The sequence below is a fragment of the Ferrovum sp. JA12 genome (assembly GCF_001431705.1).
Lineage (GTDB): Bacteria > Pseudomonadota > Gammaproteobacteria > Burkholderiales > Ferrovaceae > PN-J185.
Genome location: NZ_LJWX01000001.1, coordinates 63623 through 83089 on the forward strand (window position 1 = coordinate 63623; position 19467 = coordinate 83089).

At 57.1% G+C, this 19467-nt stretch carries 23 protein-coding genes; 5 read left to right on the forward strand and 18 right to left on the reverse strand.

What is annotated here, in order from left to right; all coding sequences use genetic code 11:
* Positions 1-12: 12 nt before the first annotated feature.
* From FERRO_RS00415 to FERRO_RS00425, 3 genes are read right to left on the reverse strand one after another with little or no spacing between them, the layout of a single operon-like run.
* Entirely contained in the window at positions 13-339 is a 327-nt protein-coding gene (locus FERRO_RS00415; RefSeq protein WP_056928925.1) for a hypothetical protein, read from the reverse strand.
* A gap of 40 nt (positions 340-379) precedes the next feature.
* Positions 380-1336 carry an ImmA/IrrE family metallo-endopeptidase gene (locus FERRO_RS00420; protein ID WP_056928926.1) on the reverse strand — a complete coding sequence of 319 codons (957 nt, stop codon included), beginning with the start codon at positions 1334-1336 and terminating at the stop codon, positions 380-382.
* The gene (locus tag FERRO_RS00425; protein WP_056929737.1) at positions 1333-1659 is read right to left on the reverse strand and encodes a helix-turn-helix domain-containing protein; all 327 of its coding nucleotides are present in this window, start codon (positions 1657-1659) and stop codon (positions 1333-1335) included. The genes FERRO_RS00420 and FERRO_RS00425 overlap by 4 nt, the downstream gene beginning before the upstream one ends.
* 263 nt (positions 1660-1922) lie before the next feature.
* On the opposite strand from FERRO_RS00425, the gene FERRO_RS00430 reads away from it, so the two are divergent.
* The 3 genes from FERRO_RS00430 to FERRO_RS00440 are packed head-to-tail and all read left to right on the forward strand — an operon-like array spanning position 1923 to position 4405.
* Entirely contained in the window at positions 1923-3158 is a 1236-nt protein-coding gene (locus tag FERRO_RS00430; RefSeq protein ID WP_056928927.1) for a hypothetical protein, read from the forward strand.
* Positions 3151-4125 (forward strand): hypothetical protein, encoded by a 975-nt coding sequence (locus FERRO_RS00435; RefSeq protein WP_056928928.1) that lies wholly within the window; start codon positions 3151-3153, stop codon positions 4123-4125. Before FERRO_RS00430 ends, FERRO_RS00435 begins: the two co-directional genes overlap by 8 nt.
* 55 nt (positions 4126-4180) lie before the next feature.
* Positions 4181-4405, forward strand: a complete 225-nt coding sequence (locus tag FERRO_RS00440) for a DUF2188 domain-containing protein (RefSeq protein ID WP_043291593.1) — start codon at positions 4181-4183, stop codon at positions 4403-4405.
* 523 nt (positions 4406-4928) lie between these two features.
* Here the strand turns inward: FERRO_RS00440 and FERRO_RS00450 are convergent.
* Both FERRO_RS00450 and FERRO_RS00455 read right to left on the reverse strand, forming a co-directional pair.
* Positions 4929-5645 carry an RES family NAD+ phosphorylase gene (locus FERRO_RS00450; protein WP_056928930.1) on the reverse strand — a complete coding sequence of 239 codons (717 nt, stop codon included), beginning with the start codon at positions 5643-5645 and terminating at the stop codon, positions 4929-4931.
* A gap of 12 nt (positions 5646-5657) precedes the next feature.
* Complete coding sequence (locus tag FERRO_RS00455; RefSeq protein WP_056929738.1) at positions 5658-6053, reverse strand: MbcA/ParS/Xre antitoxin family protein; 396 nt, start codon at positions 6051-6053, stop codon at positions 5658-5660.
* 222 nt (positions 6054-6275) lie between these two features.
* Between FERRO_RS00455 and FERRO_RS10380 the strand changes: the two genes are divergently transcribed.
* A complete protein-coding gene (locus tag FERRO_RS10380; protein ID WP_239683459.1) occupies positions 6276-6794 on the forward strand; it encodes a helix-turn-helix domain-containing protein in 519 nt (172 codons plus the stop codon).
* Positions 6795-6859: 65 nt separating this feature from the next.
* On the opposite strand, the gene FERRO_RS00465 is transcribed toward FERRO_RS10380, so the two are convergent.
* Positions 6860-7114, reverse strand: a complete 255-nt coding sequence (locus FERRO_RS00465; protein ID WP_056928931.1) for a DUF1488 domain-containing protein — start codon at positions 7112-7114, stop codon at positions 6860-6862.
* Positions 7115-7267: 153 nt separating this feature from the next.
* Here FERRO_RS00465 and FERRO_RS00470 point away from each other — a divergent pair, with 153 nt between their 5' ends.
* Entirely contained in the window at positions 7268-7450 is a 183-nt protein-coding gene (locus FERRO_RS00470; RefSeq protein ID WP_056928932.1) for a hypothetical protein, read from the forward strand.
* A 9-nt stretch (positions 7451-7459) separates the two neighbouring features.
* On the opposite strand, the gene FERRO_RS00475 is transcribed toward FERRO_RS00470, so the two are convergent.
* The 12 genes from FERRO_RS00475 to FERRO_RS00530 are packed head-to-tail and all read right to left on the reverse strand — an operon-like array spanning position 7460 to position 19467.
* Entirely contained in the window at positions 7460-7804 is a 345-nt protein-coding gene (locus FERRO_RS00475; RefSeq protein ID WP_056928933.1) for a hypothetical protein, read from the reverse strand.
* A 17-nt stretch (positions 7805-7821) separates the two neighbouring features.
* A complete protein-coding gene (locus tag FERRO_RS00480) occupies positions 7822-9786 on the reverse strand; it encodes a polysaccharide biosynthesis protein (protein WP_056928934.1) in 1965 nt (654 codons plus the stop codon).
* 2 nt (positions 9787-9788) lie between these two features.
* The gene (locus FERRO_RS00485; protein ID WP_056928935.1) at positions 9789-10343 is read right to left on the reverse strand and encodes a sugar transferase; all 555 of its coding nucleotides are present in this window, start codon (positions 10341-10343) and stop codon (positions 9789-9791) included.
* Positions 10343-11335, reverse strand: a complete 993-nt coding sequence (locus FERRO_RS00490) for a UDP-glucose 4-epimerase family protein (RefSeq protein WP_446718611.1) — start codon at positions 11333-11335, stop codon at positions 10343-10345. The genes FERRO_RS00485 and FERRO_RS00490 overlap by 1 nt, the downstream gene beginning before the upstream one ends.
* A complete protein-coding gene (gene galU / locus FERRO_RS00495; protein ID WP_056928937.1) occupies positions 11284-12204 on the reverse strand; it encodes a UTP--glucose-1-phosphate uridylyltransferase GalU in 921 nt (306 codons plus the stop codon). The genes FERRO_RS00490 and galU overlap by 52 nt, the downstream gene beginning before the upstream one ends.
* A 34-nt stretch (positions 12205-12238) precedes the next feature.
* The gene (locus tag FERRO_RS00500) at positions 12239-13369 is read right to left on the reverse strand and encodes a glycosyltransferase (RefSeq protein WP_056928938.1); all 1131 of its coding nucleotides are present in this window, start codon (positions 13367-13369) and stop codon (positions 12239-12241) included.
* Positions 13370-13415: 46 nt separating this feature from the next.
* A complete protein-coding gene (rfbC, locus tag FERRO_RS00505; protein WP_056928939.1) occupies positions 13416-13961 on the reverse strand; it encodes a dTDP-4-dehydrorhamnose 3,5-epimerase in 546 nt (181 codons plus the stop codon).
* On the reverse strand, positions 13961-14845 hold the full coding sequence (gene rfbA, locus FERRO_RS00510; protein ID WP_056929739.1) for a glucose-1-phosphate thymidylyltransferase RfbA: 885 nt from the start codon (positions 14843-14845) through the stop codon (positions 13961-13963). Before rfbA ends, rfbC begins: the two co-directional genes overlap by 1 nt.
* 20 nt (positions 14846-14865) lie before the next feature.
* Positions 14866-15828, reverse strand: coding sequence for a dTDP-4-dehydrorhamnose reductase (rfbD, locus tag FERRO_RS00515; RefSeq protein ID WP_056928940.1), 963 nt, complete (start codon positions 15826-15828; stop codon positions 14866-14868).
* Positions 15825-17402, reverse strand: coding sequence for a glucose-6-phosphate isomerase (gene pgi / locus FERRO_RS00520; RefSeq protein WP_056928941.1), 1578 nt, complete (start codon positions 17400-17402; stop codon positions 15825-15827). Before pgi ends, rfbD begins: the two co-directional genes overlap by 4 nt.
* Positions 17395-18450 carry a dTDP-glucose 4,6-dehydratase gene (rfbB, locus tag FERRO_RS00525; RefSeq protein ID WP_056928942.1) on the reverse strand — a complete coding sequence of 352 codons (1056 nt, stop codon included), beginning with the start codon at positions 18448-18450 and terminating at the stop codon, positions 17395-17397. The genes pgi and rfbB overlap by 8 nt, the downstream gene beginning before the upstream one ends.
* Positions 18451-18471: 21 nt before the next feature.
* On the reverse strand, positions 18472-19467 hold the full coding sequence (locus FERRO_RS00530; RefSeq protein WP_056928943.1) for a glycosyltransferase: 996 nt from the start codon (positions 19465-19467) through the stop codon (positions 18472-18474).

The window sequence follows — 19467 nt, forward strand, 5'->3', positions numbered from 1 at the left end:
GGTAATCGCCAATCAGAGGCCGGTAGCCACGAAATAGCTCGCCGCAGTGGTCAGCATGCCAACGCCCAAAAGCGCAAAACCCAAGATCAAAAGGACGAAGCCAAGTTTACTTTCGATGTCGAGCAGATGTTTGGTTACGCCGCCAACGATAGGGTCGCTTTGCCGTTGATTGGCAGCGATCCTGGCCAACTGATCGATAGACTGTTCGTGGGCCACCAGGCAGTAAACAACCCACTTGAGGATTGCCTTTACCCGCCATGCCAACAAGATGGAACCAATGCCAGTAGTGAGTGCGCCTAAAACCTTCAGCCACGTGTGAATATCAGCGGGTAATTGCATACACAGGTCTCCAAAAAATACCGTCGGAATTGCCGTGCCGTCAGCGCACTGGCGGCTGACCGTTACGCACGAAACGATCGAAGGTGTTTTCAAGGCCATCGTCGTCATCGTCCATCTTGTCGCGCTCCCAGGGCTTGACCTCGGGCGGTAGGACCAGCAGCGTCATCGTTTGACGGTAGAAATCAGACGCGATGCGCATCTCCCGCGCCACCATGCCTTCGGGCTCCTGCGGAAACCAGATGCTCGCATCGATCGGCGTGCCCAGCCGATCGACGTTGGTGTCCGTGCCCAAACGTGTGGCACTCCTGGCAGGCAGTGGCCGTCGCTGACCGTTGGCCAGCCGCTTGTTCAGATGCATGGAGAGCCACTTGCCCGACTCACTGCCGCAAGCCCACTGAACGATCCCGTTCTGCGACATGACCAGCACCGCACGCTGTGGTGTGAGCTCCAGCCACTTGAGAATTGCCGACGTCATGGACACGCCATACCGATCCGCACACGCGCCGAGCACATCCAGATCGATGGCCGTCCCCTGGATCTGCCGACGGTAATCGTCGGCAGGCATCAGCAGGTAGGACGCAAAGGTGTTCGCTTCGGACTCAATCTTCCGCTCGTCACTGTCCCACTGAGTGGTGTCCACCTCGCTGCAGTTGAAAGACGTCTGCAGATGGCGATGCACCAGGTAATGCCCCAGCTCGTGTGCCAGCGTGAAGCGGATTCGCCCCGGTGAGCTGATCGCCTGGTTGTAGATGATGGCCCAGTTGCCCTTGCCCGGCGCATCGGCATTCAGGTTGAACAGCGCCCCCTCGAACTCCGGGTCCATCGCCTCGCCCTGAATGGTGATCGGCTCGCCGGTCTGGAAAGTACCCGGCACTTCCCGAATCAGCGCTTCAACATCAACCGGAAAACGGTCGCCACCATGGACGGCATGAAACTGATCTAAGAGCTTGTTCAGCCGGTTGGCCCAAGGTGCCGGCTTGTTGGGCGGCGCACTCATCCTTGGGTTTTCTTGAGGGTCTTCAGGATCTCAAGGAGCTGATGCTTGGTCTCGGGCTTGAGCGTCTTGTAGTTCCGAAAGAACGCCTTGTCGAAGGCATCCTCCGGCTGGTCTGCCAGCTCGTTGTGCGCCAGGAACTCTGGCGTGACGTTCAGGACAGCGGCGATGCTGGCCAGTTTTTCCATGGTGGGGTTGGCATCGTCGTTGTTCTCCAACTCCCACAGATAGCTCTTGCTCATGCCGGCTGCGGCGGCTAGTGCGTCGAGACTCAACTTCTGCTCACGGCGCAGCCTGCGAATTTTGTCACCCAGTGGGGTTGCCACGGTTACTCCTGTGTCCCAACCCATAGTGAACACTAAGGTTGGCGATGATTTACGTAGCCAGTGATATTACTTTATTTCGAACAAATCCGCACCGTCTTGACAACACAATCATTCGCCATTAAATTCCATCAAACACCCGATATAGCGAACAAATACCTTTTGCTTTGTTGTGCGATACGGTGTTGAGAACAGTGTAACCAACCCAGACCTCTCGCGCACACAAGAAGTCATCGGCACGGCGGCCCAGCAAAAAGGAAAACAAGATGGCCGCCTTCAACTACCGTCAACTCATCCGCCAAATCCCTGCACGGACTTGGGAGTTTTACTTTCAGTCTCGCAAGCTGGAACTGCCTGACCAGCTTGCCGGTGACAATCTGATCAGCAGCGTCATCGACATCATCGATGCCTTGCCTGCGGCACAGGGTGAAGCCGTCTATGCCGAATTGCGACGCGTGCATGACTTGGCCAACGGGCGTGGTGTCGATGCCCTGCGCAACACCGCCCCACCGGACTCCGCGATCCATGAGGATTTCACGAAGTTCTCCAGCGATGCCGAGCGTGCCTTGTGGGTCATGGCCAACTGGCCTGACCTGTTCGCCACGGCCGAGGCCATCTACGCGGTGAGCCTGCGCATTGGCAAGCGTGGGTGGAAACGCTTGCAGGTGCCGCCCGTCGATGCGCTGTTCCGTGGCCAGGAAGACATTCGCGCCCTCGAGGTGGCACTGGCCAACGCATTCACGCCGCGCAAGGGGACGCCGCGCGCCTGTCAGATCGACACCCTGGACCGGCATCTGGATGGTGGCGTGCAACTGGGCATCCTCATTGAGGACAACGCCCAGCGTCAGCTGGAATTTGGCGACGACAACCGGGCACACTGGCGTGACGTCCGACCACCCATGGCCATGGATGTCGTCATCTACCCGGCCAGCGGGGTGATTGATGTGCTGGCGCCCGGCGGTGCCAAGACACAGCAGACCTTGCTGGAGCACCTCGGCAAGCATGTATTCAAGCAGGTGCTGCAGCCCCAGGACATCGAGAAGCCGATGTTTTTACTGAACCGTCTGCGGGATGGCTTCGAGCTTTTCGATGACAGCGAATGTGACCTGGCGGCACACCGGGTTGAGCGCATCCGTTTGTCACAGGCGAAAGTGCGGGCCATCCATCCCCCGATCTGCGACTACCAGATCAAGCCGCCGGGGGAGAAAGATGCGCCCGATGTGCTCGCCTGTCTCTCTGCTCAGCAAATCAGTCCCATCCTGATGGGACAAGGCTTCAACATCATCGACGTCGTGGTCTCGCTCTACTTCGAGCCGCTGCAGCCGGGAAAAGCCAGCCGGGTGCTGCACATCGATCTCAAGCAAAGCGGGATTAGCAATCTGCGGGACATGGAAGAGGCTGATGCCCGCCTGGTGGAATCGCTGCTGCGCGCACTGGGTGTCATGCAGTCACCCGCGACGGCCAAGCTGGCGGAGGAAGCCGAAGGAGTCATGCATGAATGAGGCGGTCGCGGTCATGAATGACCAGGGGCTGGCCGAGATCTGCCGCCTGCTCGAGCGTGAAGACATGCTGATCTCCCCCGACGCGGTCTGGCTTTCGAGCCGGCCCGGGTTCTATGGCCATCTGCTGGCCCTGGACGCCATCACCGTCAGCCGCGAGCGGGCACTGGACATCCTCTGCCCGGAGTGCGGCACCGAGGCCATGCGGCCGCAGCCACACGCCGCGCCAGATTCGCAACCCTATCGCGGCTATTGCCCGGAATGCGGTTGGGTTGGACTGGCGAATCACCAGGCGCACTATTGGCAGGTGCAACCGCAGAAGCTGGCCAAGTGGTTGTCAGCAGGATTGGGGCTGGCCCCGCGCTATGCCGTCGAGCCGATCGTCGACAACTTCTTGTGGCGGCTGGGTGAGTTCGAACATCGGCGCCGGCGGCACACGGTTTTCTTTGGACGTCGCCTGAGCGCGATGTCCGATCCAGTGGCCGCCAAGCTGGCGCAATTGGTGACGCCCGGCGCTGAGGTGATCATCACGGCGGGAGAGCCTGCGTCCTTGCTCGGTACTGCCTTGGGCGATCGCCTGTTGGTGCCGCTGCGGGCCATTGCCCACATCCGCAAATCCGGCCTGGTGATCGAGAACCTTGAGGCATATCTGACCCGCCCAGCACCGGTGCAGGAATCGACGGAGACGTCCCTGCGACTGATGCACACCCAGCGCGTGGCGCTGATCAATGGTGAGCCGGTCGACCTCTCACCACAGGTCTATCTCTTCCTGAAGATTCTGGAAGACGCCGATGGCGACGAAGTGCACAAGCGGTACATGGCCGAAGGGCTGGGCCTTGAGCCTGGCGCCAGCTTCCGGACGGCGGACATTTTCAAACGCCACAAGCAGGTCTACGCCACATTCGTCGACAAGGACGACAAAGGGCACTACTGGCTCAAGCCTGACTTCGTGATTCTGGAAAGGGGGTGACTCGACAGCCAATACCCGACTTCCAGCATCCACCCAACCTTGAAAGGATTTTGAAATGGCAGGTAAAAACCAACACGTAGTGAAGCGCGACGACGGCTGGGCTGTGCGCGGCGCAGGCAACCAGCGAGACACCTCGCATCACCGCACGCAGTCCGAGGCCGAACGGGCCGCTCGTGACATCGCCATCAACCAGCGTAGCGAGGTCTTGATTCATGGCGAGAACGGTCGCATCCGCGAGCGCAACAGCTACGGCAACGATCCGCACCCGCCCAAGGGCTGAAGATCGCTGGCCCTGAAATCATCGGGTTCGACTATTGCAGTAAGTGGTCCATGCGTCGAACCCGATGCGGCGCATCAATGGCAACCACATGTCACGAAAGGGTTTCTGCGTGTGCTCGGCTGGCGAAGTTCTGACCGATTTTTTGAGAACAGAGACTAGAAAAGAGTCAAACTTGCCGGGTCGGTGGGCGCTTTCTCGCCGGCGCGATATGGCCTGTGGCACACGCAAAATCGGCGGAGTCCCCGCACAGCGTGGGGAAAGCACAGATGTGAAAAAGCCCAACCGAGAAGGGTTGGGCTTTGAAAGTGGTGGTGGAGTCTAGCAGCTCCGCAGACACACCTGTCTAAGGTGTGAGGCTGATTGTCCTGAAATTACCCCCCGTATGCGTAAATCAGGGTGAGCCCAGGGATTTTCGCTGACTTGCTCTATGCCTTAAGAAACTTCCCGATGCACGCGTGTGTTCGGTTGACTTGGCGCTAGCAGACAGCGAAACGACCCCGGAACGTGGCGCAACGAACGGCACCTATGAAAAACTGGCCACATCCAATTTGACCCATGCCACGCCAGGCCGCTTCTCCACCACGATCTGATCGTCCTCTAGCCGGTAGGTCAGTTGGCAATTGTGCCTGGGGTTGGACAGAACGTCAGCGTTGAAAATCGCCACATTTTCCCCCACGGGGCTGCGAACAGATTGCGTCAAAAGACCGGGATGCCCCTCGCGATGAATCCTCGCCCCTACCGACTGGCAAAACGCGTAGTCCGACGGATGCAAGAGATCAGGATGTTCGTCGGCTGCTTTTCGGAAATCCAGCAGCGCCGCATTGCAGGCCACTGAGTACACCTTTCGCTCGGCGACCACCGCCATCCGCTCGAATCCAGCATCACTCAGCAAGCCCCGATACCAGAGGTAAGCGGACTCATAAACCGTCGTCTCGACAGAGTCTGATCCATACCAAACGCCGTAGGTACCATCAGAAAACCGGCTGGCCTGCCAATGCTTGAACGGCCAGGTGATGGCATTGAACCATTCGGCATCCTCAAACGGACGATCAATGATGGGCGTGTGCGACCGGTATGGCGGCGGCTTGATCTCATCTTCCACCTTCTGCGCCAACAACCACTCTGCTGGGTCAGCGGTGAGATCATCGAACAGGTCCTGCGATTGCAACAGGGATACAATGTTTCGAGCGACATCCTTGTGGATGTCAGCTAGCGCGAGTTGGGCAAACAGGGAGTTCATTCCTGCTGCAGATCAAACGCCCCGGGCGCGATCCAAATAGCCGCGCACCATCAGAAGGCCCGCAAACCCCCACTCCTTGACCACTTCTACGGGGGTCAAATTGTCGAACGCCTTGTTGCGGGTGGTCATCCAACGGTAGGCCAAATCCCGGTTTTGCGGGAAAAGAAGTCGCAGGTTTTTATGGATGCCCAACAAGTGGCCCACGCGCTCGTACTGGTCACGGCTGGTGCCAATCGGCTTACCGCTGCGGTAGTTTGACAACGCTGCCCTGTTGCTGGTGGCGATGCCCAGCAACGCTGCCTGATCCTCGGTGCTCAACCTCCAGTGGTCGAGCAAGGTCATGACCATTTTGGCCAGAGCGCCACGGTCTTGTGACGCGGTCACTTCACGTTCGGCTACGGCTCCCATGGCTTGCTCCTGATCTAGGGTTTGTCTTAAACTTGAGTATAGCACTTCGTTTTGAAGCAAACAAATGATGTTTTGCATGCAACATTCATGCGCAAGATGCCATCGCATGCTCCCCTGAAAGCATCGGGGTAAGGTTCTTGGCTATCGGGTCACGCCGGGGAAACATCCGTCAGATTTCAGCAACTTGCCCACATTCCACTTGGCTTTCTCCCATCAGTACGCATGAATGGTCATCCCTGCAACTACTGGAGCAAACCGATGGACATGTTTCAACTTAGCAAAAAAATCGTCCTGAACGAAAACGAACTTGCAACTCGCTGGGGGATCAGTCCCAAGACCTTGCAACGCTGGCGGTGCGAAGGTCGTGGCCCAAAATACTTCAAGCTGTCGAAACGGGTTTCGTACCCCATCGATGAAATTTTGGCCTTCGAGTTTGAGTCTTTGCACGAATCAACCGACGGGGTCACTTGCGATCCTGAACAATTCAACCACCCGAGTTTTCTGACCGCCCGAGAAATTGCCGCCAAGATTGACATCCCGATTTACATGTTGGCTCACCCCGGCGAGCGCAAAAAGTGTGGCGTGCCGCACTATCGCATCGGGAAAATGGTGCGCTTCAAACTAGAGGAAATCTTGAGCTGGGCACGTCAACGCACGGCAGAAGTTGAAAGCAAAAATCAGACGCCACCTCGAATCATCCGACTTGGCAACATTCAACCGGGGCTTACGCGAATGATGTGACCAACCTCCCCGCATCATGTACAAACGCCACCCACAGGTGGCGTTTCTCATTGCAGACTCAGATGTCAAAACATCGCGGTCCGCAGCAACACATCACCTTGCGCACCACTCTCAATGATCTGACGAGCCTTCGCCTCAATGATGTGTCGATTGGCCTCAAAAACACTCTTTTTGTCTGGGTTATGGTCGCCGCCAAAATGATCTTCAAGGGCTTCGGTGCTGATCAGCACCCGCCTTCTTACACCATCAACCTCGACAGGAAATGCAACACCCATGGTGTCTGGGTCGATCGCTGATTGCTTTGGGAAAATAATTTGCATGACCAATCCAATGATGTGAGAAGACCCAACCCTATTCAGACCAAACGCCGCCGATGATTGGCGTCCGTGTCTGTGACCATCTCAGCAGGCATAGCGCTCCACCCCACAAAAGTCGATAATTCCAACCCAAGTTGATCAACTTGTAGGGTCACCATGAACGAAATCCGACTCGCGTGGAGCATTGTGGGCAGAGAGAACCTGGTCAATGAGCCGATTCAAGGTGGGCTGTGGACGCCCGACAATCCCGAAATCCGCCAAGAGCTGACCATCATCATGGAGTCGGGCAACGAGGCATACGGTCCCGACACCCATTGGATTGAAGAGCGGGAAGCGTAAAGACTGCCGTCAAGCAGTCGCCTCGACCTGCAAGCCAGTGAGCATCTTCTGGATTTCACCCTGCAGCCAAGGCGATACGTTTCTGAACTCGATCCTGGGAAACGAACAAGTGCGCAACGCATTTGCGTGGATGCGCAGCTTGGACAGCACGGGCTCGGGGTCCGAACCGTAAAGCGCCAGATTCGGCACCTCGAACACCGTCTTGTTACCGCACGCCACAAAGAGCGTGCCGGTGTCACGCGGTTTGACGTTTTCTTCGATCATGAACAGCAGGCAATCTTCTGTGCCATGCAACGGGTTCAGGAACGACTTCACACCTTCACTTATGCGTTCAAAAAGTTCTTGCTCACTCATCTGTAACTCCTTCCCTCTCAATTTCCCAATCCCAGGCGATCAGCCTCGGCTTCCTGCTCCAGATAGACCCAATCCACGATCTCATCGCTCGGCGTGTAGCCGGCCACGAGTTTTTCCATCATCAGCCGGATGACGCCGACGTCATTCACGTTGAGCGCCATCTCCAGCGATCTGAGCTGGCCTTCAAGCTCTGCCCACGGAATGAACTCCTCTTGGGCTTTCATGATCCTTGAATGGGAGGTTGGCTTGGGGTTGTCGCCAATCAACAATTCTTCATAGAGCTTTTCACCCGGGCGTAGGCCGGTGATTTCAATTGCGATGTCACCGTCGGGGTTCTGCTCATCCTTCACCGCAAGACCCGAGAGTTCGATCATCCGCCGCGCCAGATCTATGATCTTGACTGACTGACCCATGTTAAGCACGAACACATCACCCCCCTCGGCCATGGCCCCAGCCTGGATCACTAGTTGCGAGGCCTCAGGGATGGTCATGAAGTAGCGGGTGATTTCGGGATGCGTCAGTGTGATCGGACCACCGTCACGGATCTGCTGCCGGAACTTGGGCACGACCGAGCCTGAAGATCCCAATACATTGCCAAAGCGCACCATACTTAATTTGGTACCGGAGGTGCTTGCCGCTAAGGCCTGCAGAGCCATTTCCGCCAGTCGCTTGCTGGCACCCATGATGTTGGTCGGGCGCACCGCCTTGTCGGTGCTAATTAGCACAAAGTCAGAAACGCCGTTTTCAGCAGCCGCATGTGCTGTTTTGAGTGTTCCGAGCACATTGTTCTTGATGCCCTCGGCCGGATTGTGCTCAACCAGCGGCACGTGCTTGTAGGCAGCGGCGTGGTAAACCGTGTGCGGGTGCCAAGTAGACATGATCTCGTGCATGCGCTCATTGTCTTGCACCGAGGCCAAAAGCGGCACCAGAACGATATCTCGATCGGCAAGCTTTTCTTCGAGCTCCTGATGGATACCGTAGAGGGCGAATTCACTCTGCTCGATTAGCAGTAATTTGCTCGGGCCGACCGTTAGGATCTGGCGGCAAAGTTCGCTACCGATAGAGCCACCAGCGCCCGTCACCATCACAACCTTGCTGCGCACGTTCATGGCCAGCAGGATGTGATTGGGCATCACCGGCTCGCGGCCAAGCAGGTCGTCAATGTCCAGTTCGCGCAGATCGGAGATGCTGACTTTGCCTTGTGCCAAATCGGTCACGCTCGGCAGCGTGCGCACCGCTACGCGCGCTGTCCGCATCTGGGTCAGGATTTCATTGCGGCGCTTGCGGCTAAGGCTGGGCATAGCCAGCAACACATCATTGATGGCCAATGTGGAAGCGAGATTGGGCAGGTCTGCAGGGTTGTAAATTGGTTGGCCATTCAATACGTGGCCTTGGAGACGATCATCGTCGTCGAGGAACCCGACGACTTGCATCTCGTGGCTGTTGTTCATGGCTCCAACCAGCTGTCGGCCAGTTGTGCCTGCCCCATAAATCAGAACCTTAGGGCGGGAAGCACGCTTGAGGATGCTCAGATACTGGTCACCCAGCCAGACCCGGGCCAACGCTCGAGATGCGCCCACAAACAACAGCAACAGAATCGGCTGGATGATGCCCACCGTGCGGGGCACCCCAGCCACACCAATGGCGGTGAAGACGGAGGCATAGAGCAAACCGTAAATGCCCACCGCGCGCGCCACTGCTAGCAGAGCGGGCCAACCGCTGTAGCGGAAGATGGCGCGGTACAGGCCCGACACCACAAAGATGGGTAGGGCGATGCCCACTGATGCCACCCCTGCCCAAACGGCCCCTTGAGCCCACTCGCTTGTCCCAGTAAAGCTGATGAATTCGCCCAAGCGCAGGTAGTAAGCCAGCCAGACCATCAACACGCACAAACTGAGATCGACCATCAGCGCTACGAAGCGCTTGGCCGGTCTTGGCAGTGCTAAGACCGGAATTGCAAGCGAAGATAGCGATTTTCTCATCGTCAGTCCTGCCGGATACGATCACCCCGGCCTGCACCGGTGACCGTCTTGATGATGTAGGTGAAGTACGCGGACAGTCCCAAGGACTGCAACATCCGCGTATCTGTTTCGGCGAGCAGCGTCGGGGTGGACATGTCTATTCCGTTGATCTGGGCTAAGCCGGTGATGCCAGGGCGAGCGGCAAAAACGCCACGTGCAGCTCGTTCTTCAATCAATTCCGTCTGATTGGACAAACAGGGGCGTGGCCCCACCAAACTCATGTCGCCCTTGAGTACGTTCCACAGTTGCGGCAACTCGTCGAGCTTGGTACGGCGCAAAAATGCACCCAAGGGCGTCACCGCTGCCGGGTTGGCCAGATGCGTTGCGACCGATTGCGTATCGGGCCTCATGGTGCGGAATTTCACCAAAGTGAATGGCTTTTGGTGCCGCCCCACGCGTGTCTGCCTGAACAGGGGTGCGCCGGTGTCAAACAGACCGATCAGAAACAGGACCACCATCAAGGGCAGAGCAACCAACAGTCCAAAGCCTGCGAGCACCATATCCAGAAAGCGAAGCATCACGCGACTGCCTTGGTTTTGCGATACCACTGCGCCGTGGCTTCGAGCCCCTCTTGCATCGTGTAAGTAGGTGTCCAACCCAACTCTTCCCGAAGCGGTGAGATATCCATGCAAAGCGAGCCCAGTAGCCGATCGACAGCGGCCTGTTTGCCAAGCACCCTCCCAGCCGACAGCATCCAAGAGACAGGAACCGGCAACAAAAATGGCCGACGCCCCAATGCGGCTGCGATCCTGCGAACCAGCTCTGGCGTTGAGACATCATCCCCATCGCTGACCAGAAAGGTTTTACCGGCAGCATTGGGGTGAGTGACACACAGGCGAATGACATCGACCAAGTTGCCCAGATAGATCAGACTGCGCTGGTTTTGAATGTCCCCAAGCGGCAAAGGCCGTCGTTTATCAAGCGCCTGCATCAGGCTCAGGAAATTGCCTTTGACGCCAGGGCAGTACACCAGTGGGGGCCTGAGTACCACAACCTCCATGCCCGTTTCTGCGGCAACTTGCCACAACGCCTGCTCTGCATCCCACTTCGAAATGGCGTACGCATCGGCTGGCACGGCCAAATCCGTATCCCGGTAGGGTTCGCTCTTGCCTTCACCCAACACCTTGACCGTGCTGACAAAAATGAAGCGCTTGACCCCATTCTGGGCACACTGCCGCGCCAAGTTGGCCGTGCCCAAAGTGTTGACTTCGGTGTGCCGATCGCCTGTAGGCCCAACTGCTCCGACCGTCGACGGCACTTGACCGGCCAGGTGAACGACCACATCGGTGTTCTGGCCCAGGGCTTCGCTCCAATCGGTACTTTTATTCAAATCGCCAACCGGAACTTCCCAAGGCGTGGTGGATGTGCGAACAGCCCGAACGACTTGATGCCCAGTTTGATCAAGCACAGAGCACAAGGCTCTGCCAACCAGACCATTTGCACCGGTCACCAAGACTCTCAAGCAAGGACCTTTTTTAGGTGTTCGGGGCTGAATCGGTCTTCTACACACAGCGGCTCTCGTTTCTTGAGCCATTCTGCAAACTCTATACCCACCTCTTCATGGATTTCTGCAAGATCAACATTAGCCTGAAGAAAACCAAGTTTGCTGCCGCAGTCATAGCGCCTGCCTTCATAGCGGAATGCAAAGATCTTCTCTCGGCGTAGCAATTGAGCAATACCATCAGTTAGCTGTATTTCCCCGCCCACACCTTCGGATATGCTCTCCAGTTCTTTAAAAATCCCAGGTGTTAGGATATAGCGGCCAGACACTGCAAGCGTGGACGGTGCAACATCTGGAGCGGGCTTTTCGACGATACCATTCACATCCACCAAATTTGGCGAAACATTTTGGCCGCTGACTATGCCATATCGCCTTGTGTGCTCTTGCGGTACGTCTTGTACTGCCACAATACTGGCTTGCCACTCGGAAAATTGATGTACCAACTGCGCCATGACAGCGGGCTTCCCAACCATCAAATCATCAGCCAATAGCACTGCAAACGGCTCTTGCCCTACAAGTTCTTTTGCACACAGTACCGCATGCCCCAAACCCATAGCTCGCGGTTGACGTACATAAGTGCAAATCATGTCATCGGGCGAGATGCTTCGAGCAACTTCGAGCAATTCAGCTTTGCCCGCTAGATCGAGTTCGTTTTCCAATTCATAGGCGGTATCAAAATGGTCTTCGACGCTACGCTTGGTACGGCCTGTCACGAAAATCATGTGACGGATACCCGCTGAGTACGCCTCTTCAACCGCATACTGAATAAGTGGCTTGTCTACCACCGGCAACATCTCTTTGGCAGAGGCTTTTGTTGCTGGCAAGAAACGAGTTCCAAGTCCTGCAATTGGGAAAACAGCTTTTTTGACTTTATTCATACAAAGAAATGTAATGACCTACTGAAATAAAAATTTAGGAAAATCGCTCCAGTACACTCCGGTATAGATTTACATATGCTTTGCCAAGAGCCTCCCCGGAAAACAAGCGTTCATAGCGTTTCCTTGCCTCTGCGCCAAAACGGTGCGCCAAATACTCGTCTTCTAGAAGATGATTCATTACCACGGCAATCGCTCCAGGATTTGCTGGCGGAACCACAAAACCTGTTTCTCCATCGGCATTGGCATATGAAGTCCCAGACCCAATTTCACAACTCACCATTGGTTTCCCGTACATTCCCGCCTCAATTAGCACCATGCCGAAGGCCTCTGAGCGGAGATGGGATGGCAATACCAAAGCCCTGCAGTGCCTCAACAAAGAGACTTTTTCACCATCAGACACCTGGCCAGCAAAAATCAGCCGATCAAGGCCGAGTGCATTTGCTTGATTTTTTAAGTTATTCCATTCGGGCCCCGCACCCGCAATCACAACCTTGGCACTCACTCTGGCCGAAGCTTCTACCAAGTAGTGCAGCCCTTTGTAATACCTCAACACACCAATAAACAAAAAATAAGGCTCATCGGCACTTAGGCCTAGACGCCCAAGGATACTGTCGTCACCTTGCTGAGGGTAAGAGCCCTCATCAAGGCCCAAGGGTATGACTCGGACACGATCAGCATAACGGCGATCGGCTAAAACAGGGCTGGACGCCGCATAGGCAGGCGAGGTGGCAACAATAGCGTCCATTGTCCCAAGCGTTCGGTGCAACAAGGGGCTATATAGGGTTTTTAAAGCACGCTGCCGAACTATGTCTGAGTGGTAAGTCATTACCGCTGGTTTTTTGCTGCCTGCATACAAGTGCAATAAATCAGCAAACGGCCAAGGAAAGTGGTAGTGAACCACGTCCGCCTGACGCGATAGCCTTGCAAATTCCTTGAACGCTTTTGCCGACCCGAGATCGCACGAAGCAGGCGCTGCCCAAGAGCGACAACGCTTCACCTGTGCTTCGGGACGTTCCAGAGTCTCCGGTACGGGATTAGGAGACAGCGTGAAGATTTGGTTTTTAACACCCTGACAGCTGGTTGCCAAACTTATCTGTCGAATAGCCTCTTGCAACCCCCCTGGCGGATCTGGGAAATAAGTTCGATAAACATGCAAGACCCTCATCTGTACCCTATTCGCCAGTTTGTTTTTGCTTTGCTACAACGAACCATCATACAAAAATCTCCGCCCGCGCCAAACTCAGGCCAGCTTGATCTTTGGTCGAGAGTTGAGGTGCCAACCCTTCAGGCCAGACGATGCCAATGCTTGTGTCGTTCCAGGCAATACAGCGTTCGTGCGCAGGAGCGTAATAGTCGGTCGTTTTGTAGAGGAACTCTGCCGTGTCGCTTAAAACCACAAACCCGTGAGCAAACCCTTCTGGCACCCACAACTGGCGCTTGTTGTCAGCCGAAAGCACTTCGCCCACCCATTGACCAAAGGTGGGACTGCTTTTGCGCAGGTCAACCGCCACATCAAACACCTCGCCCCGCACCACACGCACCAGTTTGCCCTGGGGCTGCTGGATTTGGTAATGCAGGCCGCGCAGCACGTTTTTTACGCTGCGGCTGTGGTTGTCTTGCACAAAGGTGACGGAGCGGCCTATGGCTTTTTCAAACTGGGCTTGGTTAAAGCTTTCAAAGAAAAAGCCACGGTCGTCGCCAAAGACCCTGGGCTCGATGAGGACGACGTCGGGAATAGCTAGACGGGTGGCTTGCATTAGTAAACATTCTCTTTAAGGATGCGCATGAGGTACTGCCCATAGCCATTTTTGGTGAGCGGCTGGGCCAGGGCTTCGAGCTGGCTGGCGTTGATCCAGCCGCTGCGCCAGGCAATTTCTTCCGGGCAGGCCACTTTGAGGCCTTGGCGGTTTTCTAGGGTGGCGATGAACTGGCTGGCGTCGAGCAGGCTGTCGTGCGTGCCGGTGTCCAGCCAGGCGAAGCCGCGGCCCATGGTTTGCACATTCAGCTGGCCTTGCTGAAGGTAGGCCTGGTTCACGCTGGTGATTTCCAGCTCGCCCCGGGCACTGGGTTTCACGACCTTGGCAATGTCAACCACCTGCTGGTCGTAAAAGTACAGGCCAGTGACGGCGTAGTTGCTCTTTGGGGCCTTGGGCTTTTCTTCGATGCTGATGGCCTGGCCCTGGGCGTTGAACTCCACCACGCCGTAACGCTCCGGGTCCTGCACGTGGTAGGCGAACACGGTTGCGCCGCTGGTTTGTGCATCGGCCGACTTGAGCAGGGGCTGGAAATCGTGACCGTAGTAGATGTTATCGCCCAGCACCAGAGCGCTGGGATGGGAGCCAATGAACGATTCCCCGATGAGGAAAGCCTGTGCCAGCCCGTCGGGGCTGGGCTGCACGGCGTACTGCAGGTTCATGCCCCACTGCGAGCCGTCACCCAGCAGCTGCTGGAAACGGGGTGTGTCTTGCGGCGTGCTGATGATGAGCACATCGCGCATGCCTGCCAACATGAGCGTGCTGAGCGGGTAGTAGATCATGGGCTTGTCGTACACCGGCAACAGCTGCTTGCTGATGGCCAGCGTGGCTGGGTGCAGCCGGGTGCCGGAGCCTCCGGCGAGGATGATGCCTTTGCGTTGAGTCATGCGTTTGTATCTCTGAGTCATTACAAAATTTCTTGAAGCATCCGGCCAACGCCCTCCTGCCAGAGCGGTACGTGCAACCCGAAGGTGGACGCCAGCAACGTGGTGTTCAAGCGCGAATTGTGTGGCCGCCGGGCAGGTGTGGGGAAGGTCTGCGCAGGCGCAGGGTCGATGGCCTGCACTTTCCATGGAGCATGGGGTTGCAGCCGCTGGGCTTGCTCGATGACGAAGCGGGCGTAGCCGTGCCAGGTGGTTTCGCCGCTGGCCGCCAGGTGGTAAGTGCCCTGCCCTTGCCCGGTGCGCAGCACGTGCCGAATGGCGTGGGCCGTGATGTCGGCAATGACTTCGGCGCCAGTGGGGGCGCCAAACTGGTCGTCAATCACCGTCAGGCGCTCGCGCTCCCGAGCCAGCCGCAACATGGTTTTGGCAAAGTTGCCGCCCCGTGCGGCATAGACCCAGCTGGTCCGGAAAATCAGGTGCTGGCGACCGGCCTGCAGGATGCGCTGCTCGCCTTCGAGCTTGGTCAGTCCATAGGCATTCAATGGGCCGGTGGGATCGCCTTCCTGCCAAGGGGTGTGTCCGCTGCCGTTGAAGACGTAGTCCGTGCTGTAGTGCACCAGCCAGGCACCCACCTCATGCGCGGCCTGCGCGAGCACGCCAGGGGCTTCGGCATTGAGGCGATGCGCCAGGCCTACCTCGGATTCGGCTTTATCCACGGCGGTGTAGGCAGCGGCATTGACGATGACGTGCGGGCGCACGGCATGCACGGTGCGGCGCAGGCCTTCCAAGTCACTCAGGTCGCCGCACAGCGGGTGATCGAGCAAGGGCTGGCCTTGCCATGCGGGTAGATGGGCAAGCTCCCCGGGTTTCAAGCCTGCACGATCCAGAGCGATCAGACAGCCCAATGGCGCCAGGCTGCGCTGCAACTCCCAGCCCACCTGGCCGTTTTTGCCGAGCAACAGGATACGGGTGGAAGATGGACTCATGAATGTGCCTCGGAAGCGACACAGGCTGCATTCAAAAGCCCAGCGGTAGATGCATCAAGCCCTTGCCAATGGCCACCGGGTACACGCTGCAGAATGTCCTTGGCCAGCAATTTACCCAGTTCAACACCCCACTGGTCAAAGCTGTTGATGCCCCAGACCACACCACTCACAAAGGTGCGGTGTTCGTAAAGCGCCAGCAACGCCCCCAAGGCAGGTGGGCTCAAAGGCCCATCGAGCAACAGAAAGGTGCTGGGGCGGTTGCCCGGAAAATCCTGATGGCCCGTCAATTGCCCCGGGCCTGCTTTTGAACCCAGCATCAAGGCTTGGGCTTGCGCAACAGCGTTGGCCAGCAGCGGTGTGTGGTGGCCTGGCAATGCATGTTCGGCCTGTCTGGCCGCCACAAACTCCACCGGTGTACGCTGCGCCCCCTGGTGCAGCCACTGAAAGAACGCATGCTGTCCATTGGTACCCGCCTCGCCCCACAGGGCCATGCCGGTGGCATAGCCCACAGCATCACCGTTTTGCCGCACGGTTTTGCCATTGCTTTCCATATCGAGCTGCTGCAAATAGGCAGGCAAGCGGCGCAAGCGGTGGTGATAAGGCGCCACGCAGCGCGAAGGCATATGCAGGAAGCTGCTGTACCAGACGTCCAGCAGGCCGAGCAGCACGGGAGCATTCTGGGCGAGCGGCGCTTGGGCAAAGTGTGCATCCATGGCGGCCGCCCCGGCCAGCAGTTCCCGAAAACCTGCTTCCCCAATGGCGACAGCCACGGGCAAACCCACGGCAGACCACACAGAATACCGGCCACCCAGGTCAGCCGGCATGCGCAGGATGTGTTTCAGGCCGGCGGCCTGTGCAGCATTTGGTTTGGCGGTGATAGCCACGACGCGGTCAGCCGGGTTGATGCCGCTTTGCCGCAGCCAACCAGAAGCTGAACGCAGGTTTTGCAGGGTCTCAAAGGTGGACCACGATTTGGACGCGGCAATGAACAGTGTGTGGGCGGGGTGGCACTGTGCCAAGGTTTCGGCCAGGTCGTGCCCATCGAGGTTGGACACGACGTGGATGCGCTGTTGGGTGCGCCAATAAGGCCGCAACGCTTGCAGCGCCAATTCCGGCCCCAGGCTGGAACCGCCAATGCCGATATGCACCACGTCGTGAACGGTGGCATCGGCCCGTATGGTTTCAGCCATGGCCAGCATGGCGCTCAAGTCTGCGCAATGCTGCGCCATGGCGGGTGATGCTGGTTCGCTACCCGAAGTAAATGCCAAGCGCAAAGAGGCATGAAGCGCTGCCTGGTGCTCGGTCTGGTTGACGATTTCACCGTTGAGCAGTTGGTTGCGCCTCTCAGGCAAGCCCATTTGCATGGCCAGCGCCAGCAACTGCTCAACCACCGGCTCGTCCCACAGGTTTTTGCTGAGGTCGACCAGCATGTGGGGCGCACGCACGCTGTGCTGCTGAAAGCGATTGGGTTCAGCGGCAAAAGCTTCGCGCAAATCGAAGCCAAGCGCATAGCGGCCAGCTAACCGTTCCAACGCCTGCCATGCAGGCGTGGTTTGCGGGTCCAAGTCAGCCATACTGCCTCTGCACCCAATCCCTGTAGCTGCCGCTTTGGACGTGCTGCACCCATTCGGGGTTGTCCAAGTACCAGCGCACGGTTTTGCGTATGCCTGTCTCGAACGTCTCGGCGGGCTTCCAGCCCAATTCCCGCTCAATTTTGCGTGCATCAATGGCGTAGCGCCGGTCATGGCCGGGGCGGTCCTGCACGTGGGTGATCTGGGCCTTGTAACTGCTGCCGTCGGCTTTGGGGCGCAATTCGTCCAGCAGGGTGCAGACGGTGTGCACAATGTCAAGGTTGGGCTTTTCGTTCCAGCCGCCGATGTTGTAGGTCTCGCCCAGGCGTCCGGCTTCCAGCACGCGGCGGATGGCGCTGCAGTGGTCTTTCACATACAGCCAGTCGCGCACCTGCATGCCATCACCATAGACCGGCAGAGGTTTGCCGGCCAGGGCGTTGACGATCATGAGCGGGATGAGCTTTTCGGGGAAGTGGTACGGCCCGTAGTTGTTGGAGCAGTTGGTGGTGAGCACCGGCAGGCCGTAGGTGTGGTGCCAGGCGCGAACCAGGTGGTCAGAAGCGGCCTTGCTGGCGCTGTAGGGGCTATTGGGTTCGTAGGCGTTCGTCTCTGCAAACGGCGGTGCATCTTTAGAAAGGCTACCGTAGACCTCGTCGGTGCTCACGTGCAGGAAACGGAAGGCGGTTTTCTCGGGCTCAGGCAAGGCTGACCAGTAGGCACGCACGGCTTCGAGCAGGCGGAAGGTGCCGACGATGTTGGTCTGAATGAAGTCTTCCGGGCCGTGGATGGAACGGTCTACATGGCTTTCGGCGGCGAAGTGGAATACGGCGCGGGGCTTGTGTTCGGCCAGCAGGCGATCCACCAGCGCGCGGTCGCCCAGATCGCCTTGCACAAAGACGTGGCGCGCATCGCCCTGCAGGCTGGCGAGGTTTTCTAGGTTGCCAGCGTAGGTAAGTTTGTCGAGATTGATGACCGGCTCGTCAGACTGAGCCAGCCAGTCGAGCACGAAGTTGCTGCCAATGAAGCCGGCACCGCCTGTGACTAGAATCATAAAAAACCCAATAAATTAGAATCAGTTATATAAACGCGACACACGCACTATGGACTGCGCCTTTAAATAAGCCTGCTCAAGCTCCTCTGCGACTCGGTCCCAAGTAAATTGCATCACCCGGGCGCACAATTCCACTGCATCACGCTTGGAGTTAACGGCAGCAAGCAATTTTTCGGAAATATCCTCCACGCTTTTAGGATCAACGTAATACGCGGCCTCTCCAAAATACTCCTCCGTACAACCTTCTTGCGTAATGACCAAAGGCGCACCCGCAGCAGCAGCCTCCAATGCAGCCAAACCTGGCGTTTCCAAGAGGCTTGGCAAGGCGAATGCTGAACATGCTGAATACGCCGAACGCAAAATAGGTGAAGTGTGTTCAAAGTACCCGAGATAGCTGAATCTCCCAGAGAACTCCGCATTCAGTTGTGCAAAATATTCTGTGTCGCGAACATTGCCAATCAGGACGACATGAAGATTCAAACTATCGGCAGCTCTCAGCAGGGTCAGCTGATTTTTTCGCACTTCGATGTTCCCGACGCACAGAATGAATGGCCGTTCAATCCGATATTCAGCCAAAAATAAGCTTGCTGGAACTGAGTCGAAAAACTCCCGATCAACGCCATTATGGGTCACATGATATTTCCCTGCGGGCGCATCAAAGTGCTTGAGAAAACGATCTACCTCGGCCTGGGAATTTGGACAGATCACATCCGCGACCGAAGTCATGTATCCGATTTCCCCCATCGGATATTGATCAATATATTCGGATAGCCACAAGATAGGACTCAACACCAAAGGAATACGTTGCCCATGTGCATAGGCACACAAATTGTAGATTCCCCCCTGCACCGAGAATTGGTGTATCACATCTGCATCGCTTAACTTATGCGTCCATTGGTCATAGAGGACAACCTCATGACCTCGTCGCTCCAAGGCCTCCTTCGACTTCAGAAGCTGAATCTCGCCCCCACCAGGGCACTGGAACGCAACAGGGTAGGTATTAACAAAGATTTTCAC

Bases quoted from the DNA above. Each gene is read 5' to 3' on its own strand.
- FERRO_RS00420 (WP_056928926.1), bottom strand. From the start codon at position 1,336: ATGAGTGCGCCGCCCAACAAGCCGGCACCTTGGGCCAACCGGCTGAAC.
- FERRO_RS00500 (WP_056928938.1), bottom strand. From the start codon at position 13,369: ATGAGGGTCTTGCATGTTTATCGAACTTATTTCCCAGATCCGCCAGGG.
- FERRO_RS00415 (WP_056928925.1), bottom strand. From the start codon at position 339: ATGCAATTACCCGCTGATATTCACACGTGGCTGAAGGTTTTAGGCGCA.
- FERRO_RS00480 (WP_056928934.1), bottom strand. From the start codon at position 9,786: ATGAGAAAATCGCTATCTTCGCTTGCAATTCCGGTCTTAGCACTGCCA.
- FERRO_RS00465 (WP_056928931.1), bottom strand. From the start codon at position 7,114: ATGCAAATTATTTTCCCAAAGCAATCAGCGATCGACCCAGACACCATG.
- FERRO_RS00450 (WP_056928930.1), bottom strand. From the start codon at position 5,645: ATGAACTCCCTGTTTGCCCAACTCGCGCTAGCTGACATCCACAAGGAT.
- rfbA (WP_056929739.1), bottom strand. From the start codon at position 14,845: ATGACTCAACGCAAAGGCATCATCCTCGCCGGAGGCTCCGGCACCCGG.
- rfbD (WP_056928940.1), bottom strand. From the start codon at position 15,828: ATGAGTCCATCTTCCACCCGTATCCTGTTGCTCGGCAAAAACGGCCAG.
- rfbC (WP_056928939.1), bottom strand. From the start codon at position 13,961: ATGCAAGCCACCCGTCTAGCTATTCCCGACGTCGTCCTCATCGAGCCC.
- FERRO_RS00485 (WP_056928935.1), bottom strand. From the start codon at position 10,343: ATGCTTCGCTTTCTGGATATGGTGCTCGCAGGCTTTGGACTGTTGGTT.
- FERRO_RS00435 (WP_056928928.1), top strand. From the start codon at position 3,151: ATGAATGAGGCGGTCGCGGTCATGAATGACCAGGGGCTGGCCGAGATC.
- FERRO_RS00455 (WP_056929738.1), bottom strand. From the start codon at position 6,053: ATGGGAGCCGTAGCCGAACGTGAAGTGACCGCGTCACAAGACCGTGGC.
- FERRO_RS10380 (WP_239683459.1), top strand. From the start codon at position 6,276: ATGAATGGTCATCCCTGCAACTACTGGAGCAAACCGATGGACATGTTT.
- FERRO_RS00475 (WP_056928933.1), bottom strand. From the start codon at position 7,804: ATGAGTGAGCAAGAACTTTTTGAACGCATAAGTGAAGGTGTGAAGTCG.
- FERRO_RS00430 (WP_056928927.1), top strand. From the start codon at position 1,923: ATGGCCGCCTTCAACTACCGTCAACTCATCCGCCAAATCCCTGCACGG.
- galU (WP_056928937.1), bottom strand. From the start codon at position 12,204: ATGAATAAAGTCAAAAAAGCTGTTTTCCCAATTGCAGGACTTGGAACT.
- rfbB (WP_056928942.1), bottom strand. From the start codon at position 18,450: ATGATTCTAGTCACAGGCGGTGCCGGCTTCATTGGCAGCAACTTCGTG.
- FERRO_RS00440 (WP_043291593.1), top strand. From the start codon at position 4,181: ATGGCAGGTAAAAACCAACACGTAGTGAAGCGCGACGACGGCTGGGCT.
- pgi (WP_056928941.1), bottom strand. From the start codon at position 17,402: ATGGCTGACTTGGACCCGCAAACCACGCCTGCATGGCAGGCGTTGGAA.
- FERRO_RS00470 (WP_056928932.1), top strand. From the start codon at position 7,268: ATGAACGAAATCCGACTCGCGTGGAGCATTGTGGGCAGAGAGAACCTG.